Annotated in this window: 16 protein-coding genes and 3 tRNA genes; 1 reads left to right on the forward strand and 18 read right to left on the reverse strand. The window is 62.6% G+C overall.

Annotated features, from left to right (window positions below; translation table 11 throughout):
- Positions 1 to 12 precede the first annotated feature (12 nt).
- The 12 genes from BLQ85_RS07475 to BLQ85_RS07530 form a co-directional block, all read right to left on the reverse strand.
- Positions 13 to 2,607 carry an Ig-like domain repeat protein gene (locus tag BLQ85_RS07475; protein ID WP_074575676.1) on the reverse strand — a complete coding sequence of 865 codons (2,595 nt, stop codon included), beginning with the start codon at positions 2,605 to 2,607 and terminating at the stop codon, positions 13 to 15.
- A complete protein-coding gene (locus BLQ85_RS07480) occupies positions 2,604 to 5,933 on the reverse strand; it encodes an RHS repeat domain-containing protein (protein ID WP_083336768.1) in 3,330 nt (1,109 codons plus the stop codon). The genes BLQ85_RS07475 and BLQ85_RS07480 overlap by 4 nt, the downstream gene beginning before the upstream one ends.
- 388 nt (positions 5,934 to 6,321) lie before the next feature.
- Entirely contained in the window at positions 6,322 to 6,981 is a 660-nt protein-coding gene (locus BLQ85_RS07485; RefSeq protein WP_074575866.1) for a DUF1345 domain-containing protein, read from the reverse strand.
- 46 nt (positions 6,982 to 7,027) lie between these two features.
- Positions 7,028 to 8,182: an aromatic ring-hydroxylating oxygenase subunit alpha gene (locus BLQ85_RS07490; RefSeq protein WP_074575867.1), complete on the reverse strand. Its 1,155-nt coding sequence runs from the start codon at positions 8,180 to 8,182 to the stop codon at positions 7,028 to 7,030.
- Positions 8,183 to 8,257: 75 nt separating this feature from the next.
- Positions 8,258 to 9,082 (reverse strand): siderophore ferric iron reductase, encoded by an 825-nt coding sequence (locus BLQ85_RS07495; RefSeq protein WP_074575678.1) that lies wholly within the window; start codon positions 9,080 to 9,082, stop codon positions 8,258 to 8,260.
- Entirely contained in the window at positions 9,079 to 10,962 is a 1,884-nt protein-coding gene (locus BLQ85_RS07500) for an IucA/IucC family protein (RefSeq protein WP_074575679.1), read from the reverse strand. The genes BLQ85_RS07495 and BLQ85_RS07500 overlap by 4 nt, the downstream gene beginning before the upstream one ends.
- On the reverse strand, positions 10,959 to 11,564 hold the full coding sequence (locus BLQ85_RS07505) for a GNAT family N-acetyltransferase (protein ID WP_074575680.1): 606 nt from the start codon (positions 11,562 to 11,564) through the stop codon (positions 10,959 to 10,961). Before BLQ85_RS07505 ends, BLQ85_RS07500 begins: the two co-directional genes overlap by 4 nt.
- The gene (locus BLQ85_RS07510) at positions 11,554 to 12,792 is read right to left on the reverse strand and encodes an MFS transporter (protein WP_074575681.1); all 1,239 of its coding nucleotides are present in this window, start codon (positions 12,790 to 12,792) and stop codon (positions 11,554 to 11,556) included. The genes BLQ85_RS07505 and BLQ85_RS07510 overlap by 11 nt, the downstream gene beginning before the upstream one ends.
- 17 nt (positions 12,793 to 12,809) lie before the next feature.
- The gene (locus tag BLQ85_RS07515) at positions 12,810 to 14,123 is read right to left on the reverse strand and encodes a lysine N(6)-hydroxylase/L-ornithine N(5)-oxygenase family protein (RefSeq protein ID WP_074575682.1); all 1,314 of its coding nucleotides are present in this window, start codon (positions 14,121 to 14,123) and stop codon (positions 12,810 to 12,812) included.
- 116 nt (positions 14,124 to 14,239) lie between these two features.
- Positions 14,240 to 16,627, reverse strand: coding sequence for a TonB-dependent siderophore receptor (locus BLQ85_RS07520; protein ID WP_083336769.1), 2,388 nt, complete (start codon positions 16,625 to 16,627; stop codon positions 14,240 to 14,242).
- A 125-nt stretch (positions 16,628 to 16,752) separates the two neighbouring features.
- On the reverse strand, positions 16,753 to 17,823 hold the full coding sequence (locus tag BLQ85_RS07525) for a FecR family protein (protein ID WP_074575684.1): 1,071 nt from the start codon (positions 17,821 to 17,823) through the stop codon (positions 16,753 to 16,755).
- Between the two features lie 81 nt (positions 17,824 to 17,904).
- Positions 17,905 to 18,462: a sigma-70 family RNA polymerase sigma factor gene (locus BLQ85_RS07530; protein WP_074575685.1), complete on the reverse strand. Its 558-nt coding sequence runs from the start codon at positions 18,460 to 18,462 to the stop codon at positions 17,905 to 17,907.
- 234 nt (positions 18,463 to 18,696) lie between these two features.
- Between BLQ85_RS07530 and BLQ85_RS24195 the strand changes: the two genes are divergently transcribed.
- A complete protein-coding gene (locus BLQ85_RS24195; RefSeq protein WP_139200913.1) occupies positions 18,697 to 19,089 on the forward strand; it encodes a hypothetical protein in 393 nt (130 codons plus the stop codon).
- Positions 19,090 to 19,234: 145 nt separating this feature from the next.
- Here BLQ85_RS24195 and BLQ85_RS07540 read toward each other — a convergent pair whose 3' ends face one another.
- The 6 genes from BLQ85_RS07540 to gltX form a co-directional block, all read right to left on the reverse strand.
- Positions 19,235 to 20,371 (reverse strand): RHS repeat domain-containing protein, encoded by a 1,137-nt coding sequence (locus BLQ85_RS07540; RefSeq protein WP_083336770.1) that lies wholly within the window; start codon positions 20,369 to 20,371, stop codon positions 19,235 to 19,237.
- 59 nt (positions 20,372 to 20,430) lie between these two features.
- Entirely contained in the window at positions 20,431 to 21,132 is a 702-nt protein-coding gene (locus BLQ85_RS07545; protein WP_074575688.1) for a hypothetical protein, read from the reverse strand.
- Positions 21,133 to 21,641: 509 nt separating this feature from the next.
- Positions 21,642 to 21,718: transfer RNA gene (locus BLQ85_RS07550), tRNA-Asp, on the reverse strand.
- A gap of 103 nt (positions 21,719 to 21,821) precedes the next feature.
- Positions 21,822 to 21,897, reverse strand: a tRNA-Glu gene (locus BLQ85_RS07555).
- A gap of 78 nt (positions 21,898 to 21,975) precedes the next feature.
- A tRNA-Ala gene (locus BLQ85_RS07560) sits at positions 21,976 to 22,051 on the reverse strand.
- 77 nt (positions 22,052 to 22,128) lie between these two features.
- A complete protein-coding gene (gene gltX, locus BLQ85_RS07565) occupies positions 22,129 to 23,523 on the reverse strand; it encodes a glutamate--tRNA ligase (RefSeq protein WP_139200914.1) in 1,395 nt (464 codons plus the stop codon).
- Positions 23,524 to 23,529: the final 6 nt, after the last annotated feature.

Here is a 23,529-nt window from a genome sequence, read left to right on the forward strand (position 1 = left end):
TTTCCAGTTTTACTAACGCTTTGGCAGAGGTGATATAGGTCGACCCGGTTCTTCTCGCTCACCACCCGGCCATTCATGCACATGGTCTATCTCGTTCCCTTGGTGAGGCTTATCAATATCGAATTGAGGCTGCCCATCTGGCCCATATTGCCTACCTCGACGAGGGCCCTGGATCCAGCTATTAGGAGGCCCAATATCAGGAGGATTTTTGGCCCTGCTTTGCATCCAACCCGTGAGTATTCCGCAAGCCTCAACAATCGTCTTTGTCATTATCAACGTCGGATTAGGTGGCGTCCTAAAATCTGGCAGTCTAAGATTTGGTACCACCACCGAGGGTCCATGGTCATTAGGTATCACCGATACAACTGGGACAGGAAAAGGTACACATGTAAGTCCAACTGGAGTCATCATCGGAGCACATCCTTGAAGCCCCATCGGATCAGACGCGCCCAAAGGCGCCCCATCCACATAGGCAAAAGTATTAACTCCACCTCGAAGTCCAATCGGGTCAGACTGCATATAACGCCCGCCGCGTGGGTTGTACTCACGGTTCCAGTTCTGGAACAGCCCGCTCTCGGCGTCAAAGACCTGGCCAAGCAGGCGCTGGTTATAGCTGAAGACTCCCAGACCGGCCGGGTTCTGGTCCGGTGCCGTGGCACCAAAGGCCTCGGCTAAATCCCAACGCCAGGCGATGGCTTCATCGCTCTGCCTTGTGATCAGTCTAGGAACACCAAGTTGATCGGTCGAGACGTTATACAGCCCAATCGCAATATTATTCGCGGCAGCAGCTCCCGTTTGCTTGATCACCCCAACCGGACTACCAAAGTAAATGGTCTCATAGATCGGAACTCCATTCGCGTCGTATTCACCGAGCAGTTTTCCCTCTTCGTCGTACACGTAGTAAGTCGCCCCGGTCGGCACGAGCGCCGTCGGCCCAGTCTTGCCAACCCGCAGTTCCAAGGCGTTATAGCTGTAAGTGACGGTGCCGCCGGGATTGGTCATCGTGGCCAGTCGGCCTCGATCGCTATAGGTATAGGTATTGGTCCCGTCACTCGTGATATTGCCGGCCGCGTCATACACCACCGTCGCCGTGCCACCCGCATCCTGCGTCTGGGTCAACTTATTGCTGGTGGCCGAGATGGTGTTGGGGTAGCTCATTCCGCTAATGACCTTGGCCATGCGGTTACCCGTGGCGTCATAGCTGTACTGGATGGCCGTGGCGCCCAAGGTCGCGCTGATCAGTCGGTTCAGATTGTCATAACCAAAGCTCTGGTCCAGTGCGGGAACCGGGCTTCCATTGCTGACATGCGTATAACCCGTAGTGCGGCCCGCAGTGTCACGAAGAACGGTGCGGCGAATCCCGCTTGTTGTCGGGTCGCCAAGGTTGTAAGCACTGATCTGGCCGTTGGCGTCGTAGCTGATCGCCTGGGTCTTGGTGCTGGCCCAGGTCCAGCCGGTCATCTTGCTTTCGGCATTGCGGGTGATGGCGCTCAGCATTGGCAAGGTGCTGCCGGTATTGGCGCCTACACCATTGGCGTTCGGCGGGTTCACGGTGATGCCGGAAACATCGCCATAGGCGTTGTAGCTGTAGTTGACACGGGTGCCACTCGGATAGGTAATCGCGGCCAACTTGTCCAGCGCACTTCCGCTATCACCCCAGGTGTAGCCAACAGTGAAGGTCTTGCCGCCCGTGGTCTGGACCTTGGAGGTCTTGCGGCTCATGCTGTCGTAGGTGTAGACAGCCTGGCCGGAGGCGTCAGTGATCTTGGTGAGCTGGCCTATCGCACCCGGAACCGCGGGAGTGCCGCCGTCGTATTCAAAAACGCTGTCAGTCCCCGTGGCGTACTGCACGCGGGTCAGACGGTCCCCGTTGTCATAGGTGTACTGGGTGAGCTTGCCTCTGGCATCGGTCTTGGTGAGCAGGTTGCCGACTGCGTCATAGGTGTACTGGCTCGCTCCCGTGTCCGGGCTGGTCTGCGCGGTGACATTACCCAGGCCGTTGGGGCTGTAGGTTGTCGCCAGGTTGCGCGGGTCGGTGACCTGGGTCAGGCCGTCGGCGGCGTTGTAGGCAAAGCCGGTGGTCGTGGGCGTGGCGCTGCCGGCATTGGCCGGCTGCTGGGTCTGGATGGGCCGGCCCAGGCTGTCGTAATAGGTGTAGCTGGCCAGGCCGTTGGGGTCCAGCACCGTGGTGGGCCTGCCCATGGCGTCGTAGCCGTATTGCCAGGTCAGGGTGCCGGTGTTGATGATGACGCTGATGCCGGCGGAGATGGAGGGGTCATTATTCGCGTCGCCTGCATATTCAGCGCTCAGGCCATGGTTGCCCAGGGCCAGTGAGCTGGTGGCGAGCGTTGCCACCCCGCCGCTCAAGACGCTGCTGCCCACGGTGGTACCGCCATCCTTGAAGGTGACGGTACCCGTGGGGCCGGCGCCCGCGACAGTGGCGGTCAGGGTGATGTTTTGCCCCACCGGCGCAATCCCCGTGCTGCTGCTCAAGCTTGTTGTGGTTGGCGTCGCGGCCCAAACAGGCGTTAGGGCCGCCAGCAAGGCCAGGCCGGCCAGCCAGGCGGTGAAGGTTTTGCCGGCGCGCTTTGTTTGTTGTTTTTTCAATTGCTCGCTCCCGTGACTTGCTGCACGCGGTTCAAGGCGTCGTACACGCGCGTGATATTTCTTTGCAGGGTGTTGGACGCATCCTTAACCTGCTCGCCGACCTTGTTGCCCATGTTGTCCAGGGTGTAGGTGACCGAGTTGCCTTTGGCGTCGGTCACGCTGGTCAGCCGGTGTGCGGCGTCGTAGCTGTAGCCCAGCGTTGTGCCGTCGGGCAGGCTGGCGCCGGTCAGCTGGCCGGCGTTGTCATAGGTGTAGGTGGTCGTTCTGGCCGTGCCGCCTGGCGGAATGGCCGCCACACTGCTCACCCAGCCCCTTGGCGTGTAGGTGATGTTGGTCACAACGCCGTTGGGGTCGGTCATCTGGCGCACGCGCCCTGCCCTGTCGTACAGCGTGAACTGAGTGACATGGCCGCTGGCGTTGGTGATGCTTTGCAGGTCGCCGGCGAGGTGGCCTATGGCGTTCGGGTCACTGCCTGGCGCAGTGGGTGGCGTGAAACTGGCCGTGTAGCGAGCCACGCCTTTGGTGACGCGAACATCATCTATGTACCCGTGCCAGGTCTGGCCGCCTGCATACGAGACGTGGGCTTGCGCGACAGAAGTAATGTTGCTGGCGTCTGCCCAGGAGGTGACGGGGCTGCCTGAGAAATTGTTATTGCGCAAAGTCAGCAAATTGCCGTCCAGGAAAGCCCGGGCCAGTCCCCCGGTTCGGGTGAATGCCACGTGGTGCCAGGCACCCACAAGGCTCGCCTGCGTGTGCTCCGAGCTGTACAAAGGAGCGAATGCCGTGGCTTCAGATGCAAATTGAAGCCGCCCGCCAAATCCGCCATCTCCAAAACGAATGCTCATGTTTGTCGAGCCCCACGGCATCACAAAAATGCTTCGGTAGCTTGAGCCCTCCGAAGCCAGGTAGAACCACGCTTCGACGGTGAAGTCTCCGGTGCCGAAGTTGAAGTTATTGCCGGGGCTGGCCGGAACGGTGAGATAGTCTCCGCTACCACCAAAGGTCATGGACGAGCCGCCGGATTTTTTCTGCGCGGTGCTGATCTTGGCGGCGCCGACTACAGCGATCGTCTTGGGCGCGGAGGCGCTGTCCACTATCGCGGTTGAATTGTTGGCACCCTCGCCACGCAGGAGAACGCTCACCGAAGAAAAGTAGGGGTCCGCATTGGCCTCGGAGTCGGAAAAATTCGATGCCGTGGGGTAGTAAGTACGGGTGGTCACGCGGTTCAACGGATCGGTGCTGGTGAGCACCCGACCCATGGCGTCATAAGTAAAGCTGGAAGTGCGCGACGGCACGTTTGTGTCTATCGTGGCAGCAAGCCCCTGGGCACCATCGGCGTCCGTGGTGACTTGCGCGACTTGTTTGCACACCACCGGCAAGGCTTTGGCATTGGGCAAGATTGCGGCCGTGGTGCAGTTGGCCACAATGTTGCTGTTAAACGGATCGGGCTGGCCGTGGTAAACCGTGCTGGTGATCAGCAAAGGCTGGCTCACTTTGACGGGCAGGCGCCAGTCGGCATGCCAGCTTGTTTCAGTCTTGCGGCTCCCGGCAGGCAAGATTGAAGCACCGGGAAGGACGCCGGGACAAGACACCGTGGTGGCCAGACCCTCGACCCGCACGGTCTCGCGGTTGCTTGCGTCATAGGCATAGCAACTGCGTTGGCCGCTAAAGTCGTCGGTGGAGGTGAGATTGCCGCTGGCATCAAAGGTGGAGGCATTGTTGGATGCCCCGGAGCCGGAGCCGGCCGGCTGGGAAAAGCCCGTCGGCAAGGGGTACCCCAACACGTTGCTGTTGTTGGCGCTGGTGGTTTCTCCGTTGGGCCGAGTGAGCTGCACGCCTGACGGTGCCTGCCACTCGTGCGTGCGGGTAGTGATCTGCGTGACGGAGTCGTAAGTTTGCGTCATGGTGACCTGCGGCGGCGCCGTGTAGCTCACCGAGTGCTTGTCCACGCCACCGGCATGCTCGGTCGACAGCGCGCGACCGGCCGCATCGTAGGCAAAGGTCGAGTACCGGATATTTCGTTCGTCGATCACGCCTGTCAGGGCCCAGGGCAAGGAAGCGTTTTCATAAACGAACTGACGGACTTTTGTGTCGGGCCAGGTCAGCTGCTTGAGGTTGCCGCTGGTGTCAAAGCCGACGGCGATAGTTCGCCCCGAGGAGTCGCTCACGCTGGAAATCTTTCCATCGGTGGCCGCGACCCCGCCGGCCGGCAAGGTGTAGGCAAAGCTCAGGAAGCGGCCATTGTTGTCCGTGATTTTCTGCAGATACCCGGCTTCAGGGGCACCCGCCCCGGCTGCACTGCTGTAGCTGAAACCCAGCGTGTTGCCGGCCGTATCGGCCCAGCTGATGAGTTGGCCCGCCATGTTGTAGGTCTCGATGGTGCGTGACTTCGCATCGACGTAGCGGTAGCCGCCGGAAACGGCCGCGAAGGTTCCATTGACGTCGGCGTCGGCAATGTAGCCAGTGCCTGAATAGCGAAAGCTGACGGTATGGCCGTTGCCGCGGAACAAGGTGGCGCCAAAAGCGCCGGTTCCCATCACCAGGTTGCGGTGCAGGCTGCTTTCCCAGAGGCCGCCTAGCGCGGGCATGTTGCCAAAGGTCTTGGCGGTTTTTCCCGCGGCGATGGCTGCCGCCTGCTTGGCGCTGTCGTAAGTGAAGACCAGCGGCTGCCCGCCCACACTCATGCCGGTGACGACGGGCTCGACCTTGGCGCCAATCAAGGGGTAAATGGGATTGGCCTCGCACCATGGGCAGCTTGAAGCCTTGGTGGCACGCAGGATGTCGACAGTCGTGCCGCCCACGCCTCCGGGAGAGCACCCATTCTTGGCGGAATTCTCTATATAGCCGGCGTTGCAGGTGCAGGTGGAGCCGGACAGCGTTGAATTGATGGGGCAACCGGCCGGTATGGTGCAGTAGGCCGAACCATATGCGGCGAGCCCTTGGCCCGAAACACCGCAAATGATCCACTGTGGGACCGTGATATACGGTTGCGGGACCAAAACCTCCCAGTTGACCGAATCCTTCAGCAACATCCACGGGTGCCCGTTAAACGGCGGCGACGCCTGACAAGACGACGCCAAATCCGCGGCACATGGTGCGCCGCCTGCGGACACGCCTTGGTGCGCTGGAGTTGCCGGAAAAGCCTGGGCAGCGGAAGAAAGCACAAAACCCAGGAAAAAAATCGCGGCGGCCCGCCGCATAATTTCTTTCGACATAAGCACCTTTACAAGCTGCCGGACAAACGCTTGAGCGGGCCTGCCCGCTTCATACGACCACAGTGAAGCCACTCGCGCCATGCCCGGTGCGAGCCGTTGAACAGAACCCATGTGAATCCCTCTTTGGTTTTTTCTTTTTCTCTATTGCGCTTGAGTCAAGCGAATGAGCACGGAGTCTAGTGACAGGCATCGCGCCTGTCATCCTCCATCTGCAGTAAAAAATCCTAAGTGTGCGTATAGACAACGAAATTCTTCGCCGCCAGATTTCGCTCTTATCAATTTCACGTGCTTCTGGTAAATGTCGACCGGCACAAGATCGCGCGGAAAGTAATCCGAATGGCGTACACATCTAGCGCCGTAGAGCTCTTGACGCTTCACCTCGCCTGGCGGCAACCCGACCTGGATTGGGGAGGCGGACGAAGCGCGGGCGGTCAAGCAAAGATGCAGAAACCCTCAGCGCGCACAGGCCGTCAAGTATCCCGCGACGGCTCAGCGGGCCCTACTGCAACGCCCCCGCCACCACATTGATGCTGAGAGCCAAAATCAGCATATTGAAGCCGAAGGACAGCACGCTGTGCACCAGCGTGAGGCGGCGCATCTCGCGCGAGGTGACCTGCACGTCGGAGACCTGCGAGGTCATGCCGACCACGTGGGCGTAGTACAGGAAGTCGAAATAATCCGGGTCCAGCCCGCCAGGGAACTGCAGGCCGGGGCCGTCGGGTTCGTTGAGTTTTTCTTCCTGGTAATAGCGGTGCGCATAACGAAACGCGTAAATCGTCTGCATGAACAGCCAGGAAGCGGCCAGTGCCGCGACGGAGAGCACGATCTGGAAGGTGCGTTCCATGCCTGAGAGGTTTTTGGCCTGCTGCATCACGAGCGTGATGGCCGCGACGCAGGCCATGGTGGCCAGCAGCATCAGTAAAAACAGCACGACGCTGGGCTCGTCCTGCGCCTGGGCGCGTTCGCGTGTGCGTTTGGCGTCAAAGCGCACGCACAGCCACCAGGCCAGGCCCAGGTAAACGCTGATGCCGGCGCACCAGCCCAGCAGACCGCAGAACTGCCAGCCCAGGGGCAGCGGCAAGGCCGCCACGATCAATCCGGTCACCAGGCCCAGGGTGAGCCGCTGCGGGCCCGTGGTTTCGGAGAAATGTTTGCGCATGGCCGCATTGTGGGGCCGGTGGCCCTCCGGCTTCAAGCCCGCGGCATCAAGCCGGGCAGTCTGCCCCCATGGTGCGCCGGTACCACTCGTGGAAATGCCGCATGCCGTCTTCCAGCGGCGACTGGTAAGGCCCGGTGTCCGAGACGCCGCGCGCCAGCAGCGCGCGCCGGCCGGCGTCCATGCGTTCGCCGATCTCGTCGTCTTCCCTGGCGGTTTCCATGTAGGCGGCGCGGTGCGCTGCCATGAACTCGGGCTCGAAGGCGGCGATCTCTTCGGGGTAATAAAACTCGACCACGTTGACCGTCTCCTGCGGGCTCTTGGGGTAGAGCGTGGACAGCACCAGCACATGCGGATACAGCTCGATCATGTGCGTGGGGAAGTAAGTGACCCAGACCGCGCCGAAGTCGGGCGGCGTGCCGGTGCGGTATTGCAGCAGGCGCTCATGCCATGTGCTGTAGATGTCGGAGCCGGGCGTGCTCAAGGACTCGTGCACGCCGACGCGCTGCATGCTGTACCAGTCGGCAAAATCCCAGCTCAGCTGGTCACAGCTGACAAAGCTGCCCAGGCCGGGGTGGAAAGGCGCGACATGGTAGTCCTCCAGGTAGACCTCGATAAAGGTTTTCCAGTTGTAGTGGCAGGGGTGCACTTCGACGTGGGCCAGCACATAGTCCGAAAAATCGAACTCCGGCCTTTCAAACAGCGGCGCCATGTCCCGCGCCGGGTCGCGCGGACCTTCAAACAGCAGGCCGTGGCAGTTGCGCAGCGGAAAGCGCTGCAGGTTTTTGCAGGGCTTTTGCTCGAACTGCGGCGCACCCAGCAGCTCGCCGCTGCTGTTGTAAGTCCAGCGGTGCAAGGGGCAGACGATGTGACCGCCAGCCGCCGCGAGATTGCCTTTGGAATTGGCCGGCCCGCTGACGTTGCCGGTCTCGCCGCCCAGGATCAGCGCCTGGCGGTGCCGGCAGACATTGGACAGTAGCTCCACACCCTGCGGGTTGCGCACCAGCACGCGGCCGCCGTCTTCCTGCGCGAGGCGATGCCAATCGCCGACCTGGGGCACGGCTTTTTCATGGCCTATGTAGCGGGCGGCCTTGTTGAAGATCAGGGCCTGTTCTTGCGCGAACAAGGCTTCGTCGAAGTAAGCGCTGACGGGCAGTTGCGGAGCCGCCGGCATGAGATGCACCAGGCGTGCGATATCGTTCATGGAACTCTCCAGGGCGTGGCGAGGCATACCGGCCTTGAACAAGGCACAGCCGCATCGCGGAATCAATGACCCGGACTACGAAGGATCGGCCAGCAATCGGGCGATACGCTTGTCGAGCGGGAGCTTGGGGCAGGTGCTGCACTTCTCGCCGTCATGGCGGCGAAAGTCGTGGCAGCAGACCTTGCGGTCCAGAGCCAGCAGGAGCGTCCCGTCGCGTGCCCGGTAGGCAAACATGCCGCAGCCGCCGCTGATGCCCAGCTGCGCCAGCCACACCTCTCCCAGCGCGGCGACCTTGGCGTCCTCAAAAAGACCGGGGCTGCTGCGATGCACCAGCAGCAGCGCACCCAGCACACACTCGGCCTGCAGCCGGTCGGCGGCGCGGCCATGCAGGGCCACCAGCGGCATCAGCGCCGCGCGCGTGGCATCACACAAGCTGCGCAACTCCCCGGCCGCCAGCCGCATGCGTGAAGCCAGCGACTCGGCTTTCATGGGTGCATGCACCGGCAATTGGAAACCGCTGGGGAATCCGTCCACCAAGGGCTGCGTGAGGCCGGCCAGCACAGGCACATGGCTGTCCAGGTGGGTGGCGATCACACCGAGGTAGACCGGCTGCCAGATCGCCAGCCCCCAGCAGCGCAGCGCCACATAGTGGGCGCCGGCCTCGGGGTAGGACACCGCCCAATGGCGGCACAGCGCCTGCAAAGGGGCTGCCGCCGCTACCGAGCCGTCATAGCGCAGCGCGCCGGGCGCCGCCGCCCCGCCCTGCTCTCCGCGGAGCGCGGGTGCCAGGCTCGCCGCCAGTTGCAACACGCGGGCAAGGTCGGCGTCGGGCGCACAGGCCCATGCCGGCATCGGTGCAGCCTCGTGCACCAAATCCCCTGGCCGCATGTCAAAACTCATGCGACGCTTTCCACCGCGGCTTCCGCCACAAGCCGGGCCGCGGTGCGGCGGCGCATGCCGGCGATCGGGTTGACGAGGTTGCCGGCCATCTTGAGGCTGGACGCGGGATCGGCCAGGTTGACCATCTGCACGTTGTTGCCCAGCTGCAGGCGGTTCAGGCAGGAATGCAGGAACTCGGGCACAAACATGTCGTAGTGCGCGAACTTGGCGGCCATCTCGGGATGGGCGTCCTCGTAGTCGCAAACGCAGTCGGCCACCGCGCGCCAGAAGTCGTCTTCGCTGCAGCAGGCGTTTTCGACCAGCACCTGGTTGATGTGGCGCAGCACGCCGTCGAACACGTCGATAAAAATGCCCAGCAGCTTGAAGTGGTCGGGCACGTCGACCGCCAGGCGCTCGACGCGCTCGGGCAGTTTCGCCTTGGCTTCGATGTTGAGGATGGCGCATTCCTCGGCGATGTCTTTCATGATGGCGCGCACCGGCACATGTTTGTCGAGCACCAGGATCAGGTTCTCGCCGTGCGGCATAAACGTGAGGTCGTGTTTGTAGAAGCAGTGCAGCAGCGGCGTCAGGTAAGACGCCAGGTAGCTTTTGAGCCAGGCCTTGGTACTCAGGCCGGAGCGGCGTATCAGCTCGGGCAGCAGCGCATGGCCGTCCTTGTCCACATGCAGCAGCGCAGCCATGGTCATCAGGCGTTCGCCGGGCTTGAGCAGGGGCAGCGGGCTTTCGCGCCACAGCGCCGAGAACATTTTTTTGTAAGGCGTGTCGAGCGGTATCGCCGCCTCGTAGTAGTGGTTGCGAAAGCCTATGGACGCGACTTCGCGCAGGATGGTGAAGCCGTTGGCGCGCAGGAAAGCGTCGCCATCCACCAGCGTCTTGATGAACTCGTTGATGGCCGGTGTGCCTGACATGTAGTAAGGCGACAGGCCGCGCATAAAGCCCATGTTCAGGATGGACAGCGAGGTTTTCACATAACGCTTGCTGCGGTCGCTGGTGTTGAAGAAGGTGCGAATCGACTGCTGGGCGATGTAGCTGTCGCGGCCGTAGGCCAGGCAGATGATCTTGCGCTGGGCCACATAGCCGGCAAAGGCGATGGACAGCTTGTTGAACCATTGCCAGGGATGGGCCGGCATGAAGTGGTAGTCGGCCGGGTTGACGCCCAGCGCGGCGACTTCGCGGGTAAAACCGTCCACGGTTTCCTGCCCGAGCTCCTCGGCCAGCAGCTGTTCGTAGCTGAGCGTGGAGATGCTGGAAAAAGCCGCATGGTCCTTGTGCACGGCCAGCCAGATCACGCGGATCTGCGAGCCGGCTTCGGGCGCGTAGGCCTGGTAGTCTGCCGCGGTAAAGCCCAGCCGGCCGTTGTTGGCGACAAAACCCGGGTGGCCTTCGGTCATGGCGACTTCAATCGTCTGGAAGTCGGTGGCGTCGGCCAGCTGGGCGCTGCTGGGCGCGTCGGCCTTCATGCGCTTGTAGGCGCTGCCGAACAAGGTGCTGCTGATCTCGTCGAGGTAAATCGGCAGCAGCTCCTCGCGTATGCCGAGCCGCTGGCGGCATTCGATGATGAACTGCAGCGCGTCCAGCGGCTGCTCGGCACCTTTCACGTATTTGTGGATGGATTCGGATTTGATGAACCAGTGGCGCAGCGCCAGGCGCCTGGCCTCGAACTGGTAGCAGGCGGCGCCGTCATCCGAGAACAGCTGGTAGAGCGCGAAGCCGCCTTCGCGCGGGCGCAGCTGTTCAGGCTCGACGATGAGCTCATGGGCGTATTCGGCAATGGCCTTGCGCAACAACAGACGGTTGGCCTGGGCCCAGGCCTCGGGCGTCAGGTGGGCGGCAAAGCGGGCCGGCTCGTGCGCGGTCTGGTGGGCGATGGTGACGTTCATGAATGGACTTCCTCTAGGGTGGCGGCCGTAGCCTGTTCAAAATCCCGCCGTGTGCAAAAGGCGAGGCTGGCGATCTTCTCGGGGAAGACCACATCGCGGTCGTAGGCAAAGCCCGCCGACCGGTTCAAGGCATGGACCTTGTGATTGCTGGCGTCGGGCTCGACGACGATGCGCCGTGCGCCCAGGTGGGCGAACATAAAACGCATCAGTGCATGGAACACGCTGCGCGAATAGCCGGCGATGCGCCGCTCGGGCGGCGCGATAAAGATGTGCATGCCCAGGTCGCCGGGCCGCACCTCGTAAAAGGCCCGGATGCGGTCCTGCGCGGGGTCGTAGCATTCGGCGAGAAAAGCCGGCCTGCCGCCTTCCCAGCCGATATAGGGCGTGGCCGTGCCGGAATCCAGCATGCGCTGGTAGGCCTCGCGGACCTCGGCTTCGCTTTTGTCCTGCATCAGCCAGAAAGCAGCGCGCTGCTGGATGAACCAGCGGTGCAGCGTCGGGATGTCATCGGGTATGCGCAGCGGGCGGAACACAAAACCGGCTTCGTCGCGGTAAGGCCTGGTCTCGGCATCGGCGCGGCGGTGCAGCGTATCAATTGGCATGGGCAGGCTCCTTCAGGGGGTTGGCATTGGCCGCATTACCGCCTTCGTCCATGTGCCCGGCGCTGGGCACCTTGAGAATCAGGCGGTCCAGTAGCGCGGTAAGCACAAAACCACCGGCCGCCAGCAGAAAGGGCAGATGCAGACCGTAGCGATTGACGATGGCGCCGGCCGCGAAAGAGGACAGCAGCACCCCCATGTTCTGGAAGAAGTTGGTGATGCTGTAGTCCTGCGCATAGCGCTGGGGCGTGGACAGGCGGAACAGGTTGACTTCCAATTTGACGATGATCTGGAAGAAAGCCCAGCCGTAGAGCACACGCCCCAGCACCACCAGCAGCGGGTCGGGCGCGGCATGCAGCAGCAGGCCAGCGGCGCCCAGCAGCAGGTTGCCCACCGTGTGGTCGGGCAGCTCGCCGCCGCGCGCGCGTATCCAGGCGTGCAGGCGCAGCGCGGCGATGGCCACCACACCGGGGATGGCAAAAGCCATGCCGGACAGCAGCTCGCTGTCGTTGCCGGTGATCTTCTGCCAGTACAGCGCGAAGAAGGGGCGTATCAGGTAGGCGCTGAAGTCGAACATCAGCATCACGAGCGCCAGCCGCAACACCGGCAGTCGCGCCAGCAGGCCGACGCGGCGCGCCTCGGTCGCCTCGGCCAGCGCCTGCGCACCGGTGTTGACGCGGATGATCTTGCCACTGCGTATCAGGTAGAAGCAGACCGCCATCTGGAAGTAGTCGCCGGCCGCCATGGCAAAAATGCTGGCGCGCGGCCCCCAGGTCTGCAGCACAAAGCCGCCGACCACCGCGCCGAAGATGGCGCCGAAGTGCACCACCACGGAGAGGATGCCTATGGTGGCCGCATGCTCTTCCTTGGGGGTCAGCCGCATCATGTAGGGGTACATCAGCAAATAGCTGCTCTTGCACATGAACATCAGCATGGACAGCGCCCAGTAGATCTCCACGCTGGGCGCCCAGTCGCTCAGCAGGCTGAAGGTGCCGGCGGCGAACTGGGTGTAGACCAGCAGGTGCAGCGGCTCGACGCGGCGCGCCACGCGCGCCCAGAAGGGCAGCGTGCACATCACGGCGATGGAAATCGCCGCCACGTAAGCGCCCACATGCACGGGGCTGTCGATGCCATAGCGCGCGCTGAAGAACTGCGGGTAAAACGGGATCAGGATGGCGTCGCTGATGACAGCCAGCACCGTCATGGTGATGATGTGGGATCTGAGTTTCATGTTGTGCGCCCCAAGCCTCAGAGCAGGACAAAGTCCGCGGTGGACGGGATGCTGAAATCCTGGATCGCGACGCGCCGCTCTATCTTGTAGTGCTCGACGCCGGTCAGCTCGCGCAGGATGTAGGAATTGCGGTAGCAGCTCATCCCCAGGTCCTGGTTGGTCATGCCGTGGGTGTGCTGGCCGGCGTTCTGCACAAAGATCTCGCTGCCGTTGAAGTCGGCGGCATAGTTGCGCGCCAGCCGGTAGCGCCCCTGCTCGTCCCAGCGCAGGCGGTGCCGTATGCCGTCAACAAAGGGCGGGATGTTCTCGCGGTAGCCGGTGGCAAAGACCAGGCCCTCGCTGCGGTGCGCATAACGCGCCTCGCAGTCAAGCTGGCGGAATTCGATCTCGTAGCAGCCCTGGCCCGCGTCGTAGCGGCAGCCCTGCAGCTCGCAGTTGGTGATCAGGTGGGTGCGCAGCGGCCCCTGCTTGCGCCTGTCGTCCAAGAGGTCGTAGATCTGGTTGATCAGGCTGGCGTTGACGCCCTTGTAGAGGCTATCCTGCGCGCGGATGACGCGCTCTTTCTTGCGGTCGTCGAGGTGGTAGAAGTAATCGATGTAGTCCGGCGAGAACATTTCCAGCGTGAGCTTGGTGGTCTCCATCTGGAAGAAACGCGAAGAGCGGGTGATCCAGGTCAGGCTGTAATCGTGCGCCTCGGCTTCTTTCAGCAGGTCGTGGTAGACCTCGGCCGCGCTCTGGCCGCTGCCGACGATGGTGATGGAGCGTTTTGTCTGCAGCTCGGCCTTGCGGGTGATGTAGTCGGCGGTGTGCAGGTAGCGGTGGCCGTCCGGCGCGCAGCAGGGGGGGAACATGGGCTTGGAACCCACGCCCAGTACCAGCTTGCGGCAGCGCATGATGAAGGGCTCGCGCTGCGGCCCCTGCACGCCGGTGACCACATAACAGCCGGCCTCGGCGTCGTGCACGATCTCCTGCACCTCGTGCTCGAAGCGCGCCTTGCTCAGCCGTGCCGCGGCCCAGCGGCAGTAGGCGTTGTACTCGGCGCGCGTGAGGTAAAAACTCTCGCGGAAGTAGTAGGAGTAGATCTTCCCCTCTTCCTTGCAGTAGTTGAGGAAGCTGAAGTGGCTTGTCGGGTCCGCCAGGCTGACCAGGTCGGCCAGGAAGGGGTTTTGCAGCGTGGTGTTGTCGATCAGCATCCCGGGATGCCAGTTGAACTCCGCGTTGCGCTCCAGGAAAACCGCGTTCAGGCCGGCGATGGGCTCGGCCAGGCAGGCCAGGCTCAGGTTAAACGGCCCCAGCCCTATCGCAACAAAGTCATAGATATTCTTGTTCATGGCACTCAACTCCCTGATGGACTGGCACGCCGGTCAGCGCGCCACGTTGGTCGAAAAGAATTCCCGCGGCCGGGTGCTGCACCGGCCGCTTTTCCTAACAGTGCTTTACCACTGCCCTACCACTGGTAGGTCACGGTCGCGGTGGCGCTGCGCGCATCGCCCCAGTAGCAGTACTGCTGGCTCAGGCAGGAAGCCACATAACTTTTGTCAAAAAGGTTGTTCACGGCGAGGCGCAGGTTGGCCCCCTTGAACGAAGGGTTGAGCTGGGCCAGGTCGACGCGCAGCATCAGGTCCACCAGGGTGTAGGGCGGCACCTTCATGCTGTTGGCGTTGTCAACCCAGCTGGAGCCCACGTAGCGCACGCCGGCACCCGCGGTGTAGCCCGGCGAGAAGTTCCAGTCGCCCCAGAGCGCTGCCATGTGGCGCGGCGCCTGGTAGGGCGTGTTGCCGGTGAAGCCGTCCGACGATTCGGTGAACTTCATGTCGGTGTAGCTGTAGCTCGCGATCACCGAGACGCTTCGGCTCAGCTGCGAGCGGGCCTCCAGCTCCAGGCCGCGTGAGCGCACTTTGCCGGTGGGTTCGAAATAGCTGGCGCCCACCGGGCGCGTGGCGACATTTTTTTGCGACAGCTCGTAGACCGCCGCGGAGAGCAAGGTGTTGGAGTCCTTGGGCTGGTAGCGGACGCCGACCTCCAGCTGTTTGGTCTCGGCGGGCGCCAGGTTGTTGCCCAGCCTGTCGTTGCGCAGGCTGGGGTTGAAGCCGTCGGAATAACCCACATAGGGCGCGACGCCGTTGTCGAACAGGTAAACCACGCCCGCGCGCTTGGTGAACTTGGAGCCGCTCCACTGTGCCGGGTTGCCGGTGCCGTACTGGTTGGAGGCCTTGGCCCAGTCCATGCGACCGCCCAGCGTAAAGCGCCAGCGCTCCAGCTCGGTCTGGTTTTGCAGGTAAAGGCCGGTCTGCTCGAGCTTGCGGTCTATCGGGTCGCTGGTCACGCCGGCGAGGCCCGGGGCGCCATAGCTCGGCGTGAACACATTGATGGGCAGCGCGCTGCCCGATTCCCAGCTGCCGCTGACGCGGCGCTTCTGGTAGTCCAGCCCGGCCAGCACGGTGTGTTTGAGCGCGCCGGTCTGGTAGTGGCCTTCGAGCTGGTTGTCTATGGTGTTGCCGCGCGTGGATTCGTTGGCGCCCGAGTAGTAGCGCGTGAGCTCGTTGGCGCTGGCCCAACCAAAGCCGTAGATCTGGCGCAGCGTGGTGTCGGCCCGCACGTGGCGGAAGTTCTGGCGGAACTTCCAGGCGTCGTTAAAGGCATGCTCGAACTGGTAGCCGAGGAAGCTCTGCTTGCGCTGGTATTTTTCGACGCTGGGGTCGCCGTCAAAGAAATAGCGCGAGATCAGCCGCCCGTTGTGGCCCGCATTGAGGCTGGCGTCTGCCGGCACGCCGCTGTGGTAGCTGCCGTTGGGGTCGTCCTGCAGGTAGGCCTGCAGTAGCAAGCGTGTGTCCGTGGACGGGTTGATGGCCAGGGACGCGGCCAGCGCCTGGCGCTCTTCCTTGACCGTGTTGAACTGCGAGTCCAGCGAGCGCGACAGCGCCGTCAGGCGAAACGCCATCACGCCATCCTTGTCGATGGGGCCGGAAAGATCGACGGCGGCTTCGCGGCGGTTGCGGTTGCCGACAGTGAGCTGCACTTCGCGGTAGGGCTGGTACTGCGGCGTCATGCTGGTCAGCGCCACCAGGCCGCCCGGCGATGCGCGGCCGTAGAGCACCGAGGCCGGGCCGCGCACCACGTCGATGCGCTCGAGGAAATAGGGATCGACCTGCATGGAGGTGTAGCTGCCCTGGTCGCTGAGCATGCGCAGGCCGTCGAGCAGGGTGCTGTCCACGCTGCTGTCCTTGAAGCCGCGCAGGGCCACGTAGTCGTAGCGGTTGGAAGAGCCCACCAGCCCGGTGAAAACACCGGGCGAGTAGTTCAGCGCCTCGGGAACGCTGCGCGGCTTCTGGTCTTCGAGCTGCTGCTTGGTAATCACCGAGATGGACTGCGGCGTCTCGAGGATGGGCGTGTCGGTCTTGGAGCCCGCGGCGCTGCGTTTGGCGACATAACCGTTGCCACCGCTGGTCGCCGTTTCCTGTTCGGCGCTGGCCGTCACGGTCACCACCGGCAGGGTCGAGGCACTGGTCGCGGCCGAAGCCGCCTTCACGACAAACACATGGCCGTCTATGGCCGCCGCCAGGCCGCTGCCGGCCAGCAGGCGGTCCAGCGCCTGCTGCGGCGTCAGCCGGCCGGACACCGCGGGCGCGGTTTTGCCGGCCACCAGCGCGGGCTGCACCATGAGTTCCAGCCCGGCCTGCTGTGCCAGGGTGTTGAGCGCCTGGGCCAGGGGTTGCGCCGCCATGCTGATCTGCATGGGCGTGGCCGCGCCTTGGGAACCTTGGGAATAGACCACCGTGCTGCCCAGGGCCAAAGCCAGGGCCAAAGGGGGCAGGTGGAAGCGGGAACGAGGCATGCGTGCAAATCTCCGGAGAAGGTGTAAATAAGAATCCTTCTCAAGTAGACGCATGGGCTTTGGGAAACCCTAGGTCGGGCGCAAAGTTTTTTTGCGCCGCGGAATTGCCCCGTGCTAATAGCCGCTTAACGGCCGGCGGAAACGATCTCGGCCTCGCCGCCCTGCTCGCGCAGCCGCACCGGCAGGACCTGCGGCAAGAGGCGGGCGAAGTTGCCCGGCCGGCGCGGGTCGAAGGTGCCGGTCACGCGCAGCGCGGCGACGGCCGGATCTGCGACGCTGAGGTGCGCCGGGCCGTAGCGCTCGAACTCGGCCAGGGCCTGGGCCAGCGGCGTGTCGTCAAAACTCACGCGGCTTTCACGCCAGGGCGCGATGCCGGCGGCGGGAACGGCGGAGACGGCGCCCAGCAGCCCCGTCACGTCACTCGCGATTTGCTGGCCGGCGACGAGTTCGACGGCCGCACTGTTCGCAGTGGAGCGCCCGGCCTGCGCCACGCGCACCCGCCCCTCTTCCACGGCGACCTGCACGCCCGCCCGTCCCGGCACGCCCGGCGTGTAGCGCACCGAAAAGCGTGTACCCACCACCGTGATACGCAAGGGGCCGGCCAGCACGTCGAAGGGACGGCCCGCATCGCCCGCGACCTGGAACATGGCCTGGCCCTGCGGCAGGCGGACCTCGCGGCGCCCGCGGTAAATCGCCACCTCGGCGGTGCTCAAGGTGTCCAGCCGCAGGCGGCTGCCTTCAGGCAATGTCACTTCCAGTTGCTGGCCGCGCGCGGTGGCAAAACTCTGTGTGAACAAGGCTTGCTGCTGCCAGAGGTTCCAGGCCAGGTAGCTGCCGCAGGACACCATGAGTGCCACGGCGGCCAGCGCGGCCTGCGGTGTCCAGGCGGCAAGCCCACGCCACCAGGCGCGCGGTCGTGGCAGCGCGTGGGCCGCAGCGGCTGCCTTGTCGTCGGCGAGGTTTTGCCTCAGCGTGCACAGGCCAGAGTCCGGCAATGCGTCGAGCGCGCGCCAGTCGTCCTGGTGGCGCGCGAAGGCCGCGCGGTGGGCGCTGTCCTTAGCAAGCCAGGCCTGGAAGCCGGCCTCGCCAGCCGCATCGAATGATCCGCCGGTACGCCGGACAAACCAGTCCAGCGCTGCCTCGTCGGTTTCTGTGGACGGTGCGGCTGGCGGGTGGGCTGGCGGCGGGATGTTCATGGCGTGCTTATCGGCTCTTGGATGTAGACGCACGAGCTCGCCAAAACCCTAGGCCGGGGAAACAGGAATGTTGGCAAGGGCTCATTCGCGGGCGGGTTTTCTTCTTCGGAGTTTGGGGAGCGGGGCCGCGGTGGGCGTTCCGTCCAGCGCATCGCGGCAGCGCCTGCAGGCGTCCAGGGCCAGCTTGATGTGCTGCTCGACCATTTTTCGCGATATGCCCATCAGCTCCGCCACTTCGGAATGCGGCAGGCCGTCAAACTTGTGCAGGATAAAAGCCTCGCGGCAGCGCAGAGGCAGGGCGTCTATGACGGCCAGCAGGGCATCCACACCCTGCGCGGAAGAAGCGGCCGCATCGGGCTCGCAAGCTTCTGGCGCCGCGAGGCTGTCGAGTTCGGCCGCCGAAGCCTCGGCATCCGTGCGCAGCGCCTCGCCGCGCACTTCGCTGCGGCGGTACTGGTCGACCTGCAGGTTGCGCGCCGTGCGGTAGAGCAGCGCACGCGGCTCGGGCACGGCCTGGCCCGAATGCTGCACCGCCAGCACGCGCGCATAACTTTCCTGCACGATATCGGCCGCGGCATCACGGTTGCGCAGCGTGCGGGAACAGAAGTTCAGCAGTTCTTGGTAATAGCGCTCAAGCACAGGTCGGTCAATGCCATGGGAAAAGACGAACCCCTCCAAGCGGCAGACGAGATGTGGCGGTGGCTGACCAGGCGCGCGCGTCGTAGATGGGAATTATTCTCATTATGACCGAAGCGGGCCGCGGGCTTCGCTTCGATGGGTATCGTTACCTTTGATACCAGCATCCAGTTCTGCTGGATTGATTGCCCCAAGCCGCCTTGAGCAACTTTGGCAAGCAGCGGCGTGGCGAGGCAAATGCAAAATCCAAAGGAAAAGGGCCTGCAAGAAACTTGCAGGCCCTTTTCGGATGGGTGGCATGGACGGCTGATTCCGGTAATCCTGCATGGCATCTCACCTGATACATTCCCTTGTCTTTGTTGGCCAATGCGGGATCGACGACTTTGGGCTATCTGCTGCCGTCAAGCAGCTCTTCCTGAAAGGGAAATCATGTCGCGTTTGTGGAAAGTATTGATCGTTCTCAGTCTTGCGCTAAGCGCCGTGTGCGCCCTGTATATCTGCGCTTTGCTCTACCCGAATCCGTACAGTACGCAATATTACGAAACCCAGCAATTGAAGCTGGAACTGCACCAACTGAGGGTAGAGATGGCCGAACTCAAGGCAACGCAGACACTTCAGAAAAACAAATGACGCTGTCGCGCCGGCAGCGTCCGGTTAAATGTCGGACAAAAGCAATTGGTTGGTGGAAGCTGGCGGTTCCGGCTGGGTGCGATCGGGTTGCGAGGCCCTTGAAACCCTGGCTTTTTAGGGCCAGGCCTTTCTCGCTTCTGATGCCTCAATTGAGGAGTTTGAAAACCGCGACTTCCTTTTTCCCGTCTTGCGTGATCGTCACGCGGGTAAGGGAAATATTCGGGTCGTAGGGATCCTTCAGATACTCGAAGTGCGCGCTTGGCCCTCTACGCGGCGTGACAGAAACTACCCGACTCTGCTCATCGTAGGTCATGGTCTGCTTGCTGTCATCAAGGTAGATGATGGCAGTCATGTTGTCACGACTGTCGTATTCAAATCGTTGCGATTCGCCAGAGGTAAATTCCTGGCTGATCAGGCGATTCTTGGCGTCATATTGAAAGCGCGTAAGCTCTCCATTCTTGTTCGTAGCCGAAGTCACCAGCTTGCTTTGAGAATCCCTGGTCACGCTGAACGTTGTTCCGGATAAGCCCTCACGGCTTTCCACGCCGACCAACGCCCCTTGCAGCGTGTAGGTTTCGGTGGCGATAGGGCACTGGCCTGAGAAAACACGGATCATGTTGTTTCCCCGGCGGCGAATTTCACTGCTCTCGCGGCACACATCCCCCTTGAACGCAGTTGTAGCGGCAAAGACGGACCCGTCAGCAGGTGGCTCGAAAGACTCCAGCTTGAGCTCGACGGGGCCCCGGTCAGGTAGCGCACCCGATTTGACCGCCGAGTAATAAGCTTCGCGCTTCTTGATACGCGCCTGGTTTTCGACTTCGATCGCATAGCGTGCCATCAAGGCCTTCTCGCTGCCATAGGCCTGTCCGACGCTGTCTTTTTTAAGTGCGTAGGGAGTGGTCGCCCCGGTGCCATTTTCTTTGATCCACAAGCTGCCATCGGCGTTAAAGGTGATGGCATTGTCCATCTGGGTTCCCCAGCCCAAGCCATAGGCGCCTTTGTATTCAGATTGGGAGTTATAGACGCGCTCAAAGGGGAAAGCGGAAGTGTCCTTATTGCCCTGGAAGGTCTTGTAGGTGATCGCGAAATTGCCGTTGCGAACGTTCACACCCTTCACAAGATAAAAGCCGCTTTCTGGAACCTCGATGATCTTGGGTGAGTCGGCCCCAAAAGAGTTGAGTGATGCAAACAACAGGCTAAAAAAAAGCCAGCTCCGCTGGATCATTGGTGTTCCCCTATGGTGGTTCATCGATTGTTTGATGGGTTGATATTCGAACTGCATCGCCAGCGCGCCAGAACGGCCCTCACCCCTCAGGTGCAAAGCCCCGTCGCGGCCCGCGTTTACTTGGAGGTGTTGCAGGTGATGCCTGCAGGGCACGGTTTGTAGCTGGCCGCCGCGCGGTCCTTGGCCTCGCGCCGCTCCTCGGCGAACTTCTTGTCCGCCTCCGCCTGCTCCTTCACCGAGCGCGCCTCGGTGGCCGCCAGGCTCTTCTGCACCTTTTCGTCGTGCTTGCGCACCTTCTCGCCGTAGTCGCTGGCCTGTAGCGTCAGCTTGGGCGGCACGGCCTTGCTGGCCGACGCTGCGGAATTCGGGGCGGGAGCTTTCTGCGCGGTCTGCGAGGTGCCATTCACGCAAACGACGTGATTCAGATCGACGCTTTGGGGTCGGTCGGCCTTGTCACGGTAGCTCAGGCCTTCCGCCCAATGCTGCCCATCTTCGTAGCGATCTTTGGTGCTGGCCCATACCCGCAGGGAGTCGATGTTGTCGGGGTCCAAGGCCTTCTTCAGCGCATAGTCATTCGAAAGGGACTCACCCACGAACCAGTTGGCCCGGATTTCCTCCCGGGATGGGATTCGCCAGCCGGGGCCCAGTCCTGCGCACCGCGCTTCGGCGTTCGCGTAGCTCACTTTGGCATCCGCGTAGATCGGCTTCGCCGTGCTGGGCCGCGCCCAACTGAGCCCCCGGCTCTGGTAGGCGACGTCGGGTGCGGCCTGGGCGGCCAGTGCGAAGCAGGCGGTAGTCAGGGCGAGGAAGCAGCGCATGGGAAAAATCTCCGGATGGTTGGCTGGGGAATGTCGTTCATCTGCCGGGCAGAACGGAAGCGCGCTTGTCACTGGTACATCGGCGCGCTTTGTGCATGTAACGGCGGCTCCTGAGAGATGGGGTTAGGATTGAAATCCCGTGTTGTGTCAAATTGTAACGCGACCAAACCTGATCGTAGCAGCCGAGTTGCTGGCTGCCAGGCCATTGCATGTCTGCAAAGTTTTTTGCGATGCCCACCACTCCACGTCTTTGAATGGCTGTTGAATTGCGCTGAAGTCTGACCCAAGGGGGTGCAGACATTAACTTGGACTGGTTTATGACCTAAGTCCAAGGCTCTCTCGGTAGTCGATGGGGCTGAGAGAAGCCAAGAGAGATCTTGATCCGCTCTATCCCGATAGATGGCCGGAACTGCCTGGATTGCAGCGGACGTCCAGAAACGAAAAAGCCCCTTCTCAGAGGGGCTTTTCGATTTTCAGGGGACCTTGAAGGACCTTGCTGAACCTAATAATGGCGGAGTGGACGGGACTCGAACCCGCGACCCCCGGCGTGACAGGCCGGTATTCTAACCAACTGAACTACCACTCCTGGTAGTGACAACATTTGCTCTTTCGAGCCAAGTCGCCTGCCCTTGCGGACCGGCGGTTGTCAACTTGCGCCTTGGGCATCACGCGCGAGGCGTGACGAATGCTGGCGACCCCACGGGGATTCGAACCCCGGTACTCACCGTGAAAGGGTGATGTCCTAGGCCTCTAGACGATGGGGTCAAAACCTTGGAACTTCCGGAACGGGCCCTGCTGTGACACAAGGACCGCACAAACTCTCAAATTCTTCGCGACAAACTTTGGTGGAGGTAAGCGGGATCGAACCGCTGACCTCTTGCATGCCATGCAAGCGCTCTCCCAGCTGAGCTATACCCCCTTCAAGCCATTGCAAGTTGCCCTGCAATTGTGTCGAGCCTTGAATTATAGCCCGAAAATTCGGGCTTTTTCAAATCTTCAAACAAGCTTGAGTCGGGACACCACATCTTCGCGTTTCATGAGCTCCAGAATCGCGTCCAGCGAAGGGGTTTGCGGCGTGCCCAGCACCAGCACACGCACCGGCATGGCGAGCTGCGGCATCTTCAGGCCGGTGTCGGCCAGCACCTGTTTGATGGCCGCGGAGATCGCGGGCTTGCTCCACTCGGCGCTGCCCAGGGCGTCGGCCAGTTTGGCCAGCGCGGGGCGCACAGCCTCAGTGACATGCGTGGCCAGGTCTTCGGCGGCGGGCTGGCCGCCGGTGACCAGGCGCTGCAGCCAGCCGGCCAGTTCCACCAACGTGCTGCAGCGGTCCTTGAACAGGCCGCAGCCGCGCGCGATCCAGGCCGCGTCCTGGCCCGTGATGCCTTGCGCCGCGAGAAAAGGAACGACCGCTTCGGCGAGCTTGTCGTCGGCCATGGCCTTGAGGTGCTGGGCATTGACCCAGCGTAGCTTGGCTTCGTCGAACTGCGCGGCGCTCTTGCCCAGGTGGTCCAGGTTGAACCAGGTGATGAACTGTTCGCGGCTGAAGATTTCATCGTCGCCGTGGCTCCAGCCCAGGCGCGCCAGGTAGTTGACCATGGCGTCGGGCAAATAGCCTTCAGCGGCATATTGCGTGACCGGCTTGGCACCGTTGCGCTTGCTGAGTTTTTCACCCTGCTCGTTGAGCACGGTCGGCAAATGGGCATAGACCGGCGGCTCCTTGCCCAGGGCCCTGAAGATGTTGATCTGGCGCGGCGTGTTGTTGACGTGGTCGTCACCGCGTATCACATGGGTCATGCCCATGTCGATGTCGTCGACCACCACGCAGAAGTTGTAAGTCGGCGTGCCGTCGGGGCGCGCAATGACCAGGTCGTCGAGTTCGTCGTTGCTGATCTCGATGCGGCCCTTGACCTTGTCGTCCCAGACCACGCTGCCGCCCTGCGGGTTCATGAAGCGCAGCACCGGCTGCACGCCTTCAGGCACGGGCGGCAGGGTCTTGCCGGGCGCGGGGCGCCAGGTGCCGTCGTAGCGCGGTTTTTCCTTGGCGGCCATCTGCTTTTCGCGCAGGGCGTCAAGCTCGGCCACGCTCATGTAGCAGGGATAGACCAGGCCGTCGGCGCGCATCTGCGCAAGCACGGCCTTGTAGCGGTCCATGCGCTGCATCTGGAAGAAGGGGCCCTCGTCATGGTTCAGGCCCAGCCAGCGCATGCCTTCGATGATCACGTCGACGGCCTCCTGGCTGGAGCGTTCCACATCGGTGTCTTCGATGCGCAGGACGAAGTCGCCGCCGGTGGCGCGGGCAAAGGCCCACGGGTAGAGCGCGGAGCGGATGTTGCCGAGGTGGATGAAGCCGGTCGGTGAAGGGGCGAAGCGGGTGCGGGTCTTTTGCGTCATTTGAAC

Source organism: Polaromonas sp. JS666 (assembly GCF_900103405.1).
Lineage (GTDB): Bacteria > Pseudomonadota > Gammaproteobacteria > Burkholderiales > Burkholderiaceae_C > Polaromonas.